7 protein-coding genes are annotated in these 6,065 nt (G+C 65.4%); 3 read left to right on the plus strand and 4 right to left on the minus strand.

Annotated features, from left to right (window positions below; all coding sequences use genetic code 11):
* Together Q0L57_RS03655 and aztA are read right to left on the minus strand one after the other, a co-directional pair.
* A partial coding sequence (locus Q0L57_RS03655; protein ID WP_296738260.1) for a metal ABC transporter permease occupies positions 1–404 on the minus strand: 404 nt, incomplete at its 3' end.
* Positions 404–1,228: a zinc ABC transporter ATP-binding protein AztA gene (gene aztA, locus Q0L57_RS03660; protein ID WP_296738262.1), complete on the minus strand. Its 825-nt coding sequence runs from the start codon at positions 1,226–1,228 to the stop codon at positions 404–406. The genes aztA and Q0L57_RS03655, both read right to left, overlap by 1 nt.
* A gap of 227 nt (positions 1,229–1,455) precedes the next feature.
* Between aztA and Q0L57_RS03665 the strand changes: the two genes are divergently transcribed.
* The gene (locus tag Q0L57_RS03665) at positions 1,456–1,800 is read left to right on the plus strand and encodes a RidA family protein (protein WP_296738265.1); all 345 of its coding nucleotides are present in this window, start codon (positions 1,456–1,458) and stop codon (positions 1,798–1,800) included.
* A 271-nt stretch (positions 1,801–2,071) separates the two neighbouring features.
* On the opposite strand, the gene hutC is transcribed toward Q0L57_RS03665, so the two are convergent.
* Entirely contained in the window at positions 2,072–2,818 is a 747-nt protein-coding gene (gene hutC, locus Q0L57_RS03670; RefSeq protein WP_296738268.1) for a histidine utilization repressor, read from the minus strand.
* Positions 2,819–2,828: 10 nt separating this feature from the next.
* Positions 2,829–4,184, minus strand: coding sequence for a formimidoylglutamate deiminase (locus Q0L57_RS03675; RefSeq protein ID WP_296738270.1), 1,356 nt, complete (start codon positions 4,182–4,184; stop codon positions 2,829–2,831).
* A 98-nt stretch (positions 4,185–4,282) separates the two neighbouring features.
* Here Q0L57_RS03675 and hutI point away from each other — a divergent pair, with 98 nt between their 5' ends.
* A complete protein-coding gene (gene hutI / locus Q0L57_RS03680; protein WP_296738274.1) occupies positions 4,283–5,512 on the plus strand; it encodes an imidazolonepropionase in 1,230 nt (409 codons plus the stop codon).
* Positions 5,509–6,065: aromatic amino acid lyase (locus Q0L57_RS03685; RefSeq protein ID WP_296738276.1), on the plus strand; the 557-nt coding region annotated here is incomplete at its 3' end. The genes hutI and Q0L57_RS03685, both read left to right, overlap by 4 nt.

A 6,065-nucleotide genomic window follows, 5' to 3' on the forward strand; every position in this document is an offset into this window, starting at 1 on the left:
ACCGTGCCGAACAGCACATGCATCAGGTCGACGCTGGAGCCGCGGATCGACACCATCAGCACGCCGACGGCGAGCGAGATGAGGTAGAAGGCTGCCATCGAAGCGTCCTCGCGCTGGATGGTGAAGCGCGAGACCGCGCCCGCGCCGAGCGCCACGACCATGCCGGCGATCAGCCCGCCGACGGTCATCGGCAGGATTTCGAGGCCGTAGAGCAGGAAACCGGCGGCGGCGCCGGGCAGGATCGCATGCGCCATTGCGTCGCCCGAGAGGCTCATGCGCCGCAGCATCAGGAAGACGCCGACCGGGCAGGCGCCGAGCGACAGCATCAGCGAGCCGAACAGCGCCCTCTGCATGAAGGCGAAATCGGCGAAAGGCGCAATGAAGAAGCCATAGAGGAAATCCATCACACCGCCCTCGGCCCCGAGTCGTGATCGTGACGATGATCATGCGCATGGCCATGATGGTCGTGGCCGTCTCCATGATCGTGGTCATGATCGTCAGGTTCGCACCAGGGTGCGTTCTCCTCCCAGGCCTCATGGAAGCGTCGGGCGCGCAGAAGGTTTTCCGGCCGCAGCGTGTCCCGCGTCTCGCCCCAGGCGACGGGCTGGCGGGCGAGCAGCAGTGTTTCGGGGAAATTCTGCCGCACCAGGTCGAGATCGTGGACCACGACCATGATCGTGCGCTCCTCGCCATGCCAGCGCTTGATGAGCTGGATGAGGTCGCCGACCGTCTTGGCGTCGACCGCGTTGAACGGCTCGTCGAGCAGGATCAGGTCGGCGTCCTGCAACAGCACGCGGGCGAACAGCGTGCGCTGCAACTGGCCGCCGGAGAGCGTGTCGATCGGCCGCTTCTCGAAGCCGCCGAGACCGACCGCCATCAGCGCCTTGCTGACGGAGTCGCGGTCTTCCTTCGTGTAGCGTCCAAGCAGCCCACGCTTCGGCCACAGGCCAAGCGACACAAGGTCGACCACCCGCGCGGGGAAGCTACGGTCGAGTTCCGACTGTTGCGGCAGGTAAGCGGTGCGCACACCGGGCATGCGGGTGACCGCGCCTTCCATCGGCTTCAGCACGCCGACGATTCCCTTCATCAGCGTCGACTTGCCTGAACCATTGGCGCCGACAACCGCCGTCAGCGAGCCCTTTTTCACGGTGCCGTTGAGGTGATGGATGGCGGGATGGCTGTTGTAGCCGAGCGTCAGGTCGCGGAAGGTCAGGCAGGCATTGGTCATCGACGATATGGCGATCCGCGAATTCAGGGGTCTTGTCGATATGTGATGTTATTACATTAGTCAACACGTCCGCCCGGCGGAATTGTGGCGCGGGCGGTCAACTCGCCGTGTGCGCGATGAACCAACGGGTCGGACAATTGGCTCAATTGGTTTCGTGCAGCGCGGCCTTGCCCCAAACCGGCTGCCTCTCTAAACAGGCGCGAGTCCCATAACGAAGGAACCTTTCAATGAGCATTCGTCGCATCGATGTCGGCCCGCGCATGAGCCAGATCGTCATTCACGGCAACACCGTCTATCTGGCCGGCCAGGTCGGCGAGCCCGGTGGCAACGTCGCCTCGCAGACCCGGGACATCCTCAAGGCCGTCGACGAATTGCTTGCCAAGGCCGGCACCGACAAGACCAAGATCGTCCAGGCGATCATCTGGCTGGACGACATGAAGACCTTCGCCGAGATGAATGCCGAATGGGACAAGTGGGTGCCGCAGGGCCACACGCCGGCCCGCGCCACCGGCGAAGCCAAGCTCGCTGGCCCGGAATACCTGGTCGAGATCATCATCACGGCGGCGATCTAAGGCGCGGCGCTGGAACTGCCAATCTCCCCCCTTGTGGGGGAGATGCCCCGCAGGGCACAGGCGGGCGCGGTCCCGCCGGCCTACCGCGTTCGTCATCCTCGGGCTTGACCCGAGGATGCATGCCGTGACCTTTGAGAAGGGACGCGGCGGTGCGGAATTCTGTTAACGTTCCAAAGCTTTAGCGCCACGGCATGGATCCTAGGGTCTGTGCGCGTCGCTTCGCTCCTTGCTCTGCCCTAGGATGACGACGGCGATAGGCGAGGAGGATCACTCACCCCTGCGATGGCGTAAACCGCGCCACCAGCGTATGGCTCTCCGCCGGGTAGATGAAGCGCACATGCGTCACCGGGTGCTCCGCACTCCAGGTGCGGCGCTCGACCACGAGGCAGGGCGCGCCGGCATCGATGTCCAGCGCTCCGGCTACATGGTCGTCCGCCGCCATGGCGCGGATGCGGTGCTCGGCCTCGCTCCACGGCACGCGGCCGATAAGCCAGGGTCCGGGAGCGATTTCCGAAAACTCTTCGTCCGCGGCCTCGGCCACGGCCGAGAGATTGATCACGCGCTGCTCGAGCGCGAAGGGCTTTTTGCCGGCAAAGTGAAGTCCTTCCAGCCATAGCACGGAACCCGGGGCTGAAAGCCCGAGCAGCGCCCGGTCCTCGGCATTGCTGCGCCGCTTCAGGCGCTCCAGCCGCTCATAGCGGTAGGGCAGGCCGAGCGCCTCCACCTCGATCCGGATGTCATGGAGCTCCAGAACCGCCGCCTGCGACTGCGGCTGGCGCACAAAACTGCCTGAGCGGCGTCGGCGCTCGATCAGCCCCGCCTTGGCGAGCTGCGACAGCGCCTTGTTCACCGTCATGCGCGAGCAATTATATTGAGCCGTCAGCTCATGCTCGAACGGGATGCGATAGCCGGGCGGCCATGCGCCCGAGAGAATCTTGTCCTGGATATCCGACAGGATGCGCTGATGCAGCGAGATGCTCTCGCCCGCTTCACTCTCATCTGTCTCGGCCAGGCTCATCGAGTTCCTGTCAACCTTGCGAAAGCGCGGTCATCACCTCGCGGAACCGCTCGGCGACCGCCTCGCGCTTCGCATGCCTGCCGCCGCTCACCTGCTTCTGGCCATGCACCCAGACGCAGTCGACCTTGCTGCCATTGGCGAAGATCCAGGCGTCGAGTATCGCATCGCCTGCCTTGCCGGCAAGCGATGGATGGCCCGCATCGAGCGAAACCAGGTCGGCCGGAGCGCCGGCGGCAATCCGCGGCGGCCCGGCGCCGAGCGCCTGGCTGCCGCCGTCGAGAGAGGCATCGAACAGGGCACGGCCCGTGGAGCCGCCGGCGCGCGCCAGGACGTTGCGGGCGCGGTGGACGAGGCGCTGCGAATATTCGAGCTGGCGGAGTTCATCCGGCAGGCCGATCAACACGTTGGAGTCGGAGCCGACGCCGAAGCGGCCGCCATGTTCGATGAACAGCGGCGCCGCAAAGGTGCCGTCGCCGAGATTGGCCTCGGTGATCGGGCAGAGCCCGGCGATTGCACCGCTCCTGGCCATCGCGGTCGTCTCGGCCTCGGTCATATGCGTGGCGTGGATCAGGCACCAGCGCTTGTCCACCTTGGCGTTGGCGAGCAGGAACTCGACAGGTCGGGCGCCCGACCAGGCAATGCAGTCATCCACCTCCTTCACCTGCTCGGCGACATGGATATGGATCGGGCCGTCAGGCGCCATGGCGGCAACTGTGTTCAGTTCGTCCGGCGTTGCCGCGCGCAGGCTGTGCGGAGCGACGCCGACCACGCCCTGCTGCAACGGGCGAACGGCCTCGCGGCTCTTCTCAAGCAATCGCCCGAAACGTTCGACATCATTGATGAATCGCCGCTGGCCTTCGTTGGGCGCGGCGCCTCCGAAGGCGGAGTGGGCGTAGAAGACCGGCAACAGCGTCAGCCCAATGCCGGTCTCGGAAGCAGCTGCCGCGATGCGCTCCGCCATCTCCGCGATGTGGGCGTAGGGCTTTCCGTCGCGGTCGTGGTGCAGATAGTGGAACTCGCCGACGCGCGAGAAGCCGGCCTCCAGCATCTCGACATAAAGCTGCGACGCGACGGCTTCGACCTGGTCCGGCGTCATCGACAGCGCGAAACGGTACATTACTTCGCGCCAACTCCAGAAACTGTCGGCCGAAGGGCCGCGCAATTCGGCCAGCCCCGCCATGCCGCGCTGGAAGGCGTGGCTGTGCAGATTAGGCATGCCGGAAAGAAGAATGGCATGGCGCTCGTCGCCGGCCTGCCGGGAGGCGCCAGCCTCGACCTTGGCGATGTGGCCGCCATCAAACTCGATCCTCACATTACCTTGCCAGCCCTCGGGCAGCAGTGCCTGTTCCGCAAAGATCGTCGTCACGTCCAACTCCCGAATCTGAATGCCCGAGCGACATTAGCACTTGCGTCGCGTTTCAATATGTATATACATAATCGTCATTCTTTCAAATGGAAAAGATGATGGGTGGAGAAATCGGGAAGAGCGGTCACCGGGTCTGGCGCAATGCGCGCCTGGCGACGATGGCCGATGGCGCGGCAGGCCTGGGCGTCGTTGAGAAAGGCGCGGTCGCCGCGCGTGACGGGCTCATTATTTATGCCGGCGCCGAAGCCGAAATGCCGGCGTCGGTCGCGCAGGGCGCCGAGAGCGTCGATTGCGGCGGCCGTTGGATCACGCCTGGCCTGATCGACTGCCACACGCATCTTGTCTATGCCGGCAATCGGGCCAACGAATTCGAGATGCGTCTCGCTGGCGCCACCTATGAAGAAGTGGCGCGGGCAGGGGGCGGCATCGTCTCCTCGGTGAAGTCGCTGCGCGCGGCAAACGAGGATCAGCTTGTCGCCGAAACGCTGCCGCGCCTCGACGCGCTGATGGCCGAAGGCGTCACCACTGTCGAAGTCAAGTCCGGCTACGGGCTCGATCTCGACAATGAGATGAAGTCGCTGCGCGTTGCGCGCAGGCTGGACAAGGAGCGCCGGGTAACTGTCCGCACGACATGCCTTGCCGCGCACGCGCTGCCGGCCGAAGCCAAGGGCGACAAGGACGCTTTCATCGATCTCGTCGCCGAAACGATCCTGCCGGCGGTCGCCGCCGAGAAACTCGCCGACGCCGTCGACGGTTTTTGCGAGGGCATTGCCTTCTCGCCGCAGCAGATTGCGCGCGTCTTCGACAAGGCGAAGGCCCTCGGCCTGCCGGTGAAGCTGCACGCCGACCAACTCTCCAACCTGCACGGCGCCGCGCTTGCGGCACGCTACGACGCGCTGTCGGCCGACCATCTTGAATACACGGACGAGGCGGGCGCGGCGGCAATGGCCAAGGCAGGGACAGTGGCGGGCATTCTGCCCGGCGCGTTCTATTTCATTCGTGAAACCAAGAAGCCGCCGGTCGACCTGTTCCGCCGCCATGGCGTGAAGATGGCGATCGCGACCGACAGCAACCCCGGCACTTCGCCGCTGACTTCGCTGCTGCTCACCATGAACATGGCCGCGACGCTCTTCGGCATGACCGTCGACGAGTGCCTCGCCGGCGTCACCCGCGAGTCCGCCCGAGCGCTGGGGCTGCTTCACAACGCCGGCACGCTCGAAGCCGGCAAATCAGCCGATCTCGCCGTCTGGGACATCGAGCGCCCGGCCGAACTCGTCTACCGCATGGGCTTCAATCCGCTCCATGCCCGTATCTGGAGAGGACAATGACCGAACTGACCCTAAAGCCCGGCAACGCCACGCTTGCCGACTGGCGCGCCATCTATCGCGGCGCGGTGCCGAAGCTCGATGATGCCTGCCGGCCCAAGATCAAGGCCAGCGCCGAGGCGGTCGCGCGCATCCTCGCCAAGGGCGAGCCGGTCTATGGCATCAACACCGGCTTCGGCAAGCTGGCCAGCGTGCGCATTCCTGGCGAAGATCTCGAGACGCTGCAGCGCAACATCGTTCTGTCGCATGCCGCAGGCGTCGGCGAACCGATGCCTGTCGCGGTGGTGCGGTTGATGATGTCGCTGAAGCTCGCGAGCCTTGCCCAGGGCGCTTCCGGCGTGCGGACCGAGACCATCGAACTTCTGGAAGCGATGCTCGCCAACGACGTTATTCCAGTGGTGCCGGCGCAGGGCTCGGTTGGCGCTTCGGGCGACCTCGCGCCACTGTCGCATATGACGGCCGTGATGATCGGCGTCGGCGAGTGCTTCACGCCGCATGGCCGCTTCCCGGCCAAGGTCGCCTTCGTTTCGCACGGGCTGGAGCCGGTGACGCTCGG

The organism is Mesorhizobium sp. (assembly GCF_024509055.1).
Lineage (GTDB): Bacteria > Pseudomonadota > Alphaproteobacteria > Rhizobiales > Rhizobiaceae > Mesorhizobium.

Coding starts and splice junctions, on each gene's coding strand:
- aztA (WP_296738262.1), bottom strand. CDS start 1,228: ATGACCAATGCCTGCCTGACCTTCCGCGACCTGACGCTCGGCTACAAC.
- Q0L57_RS03665 (WP_296738265.1), top strand. CDS start 1,456: ATGAGCATTCGTCGCATCGATGTCGGCCCGCGCATGAGCCAGATCGTC.
- hutC (WP_296738268.1), bottom strand. CDS start 2,818: ATGAGCCTGGCCGAGACAGATGAGAGTGAAGCGGGCGAGAGCATCTCG.
- hutI (WP_296738274.1), top strand. CDS start 4,283: ATGGGTGGAGAAATCGGGAAGAGCGGTCACCGGGTCTGGCGCAATGCG.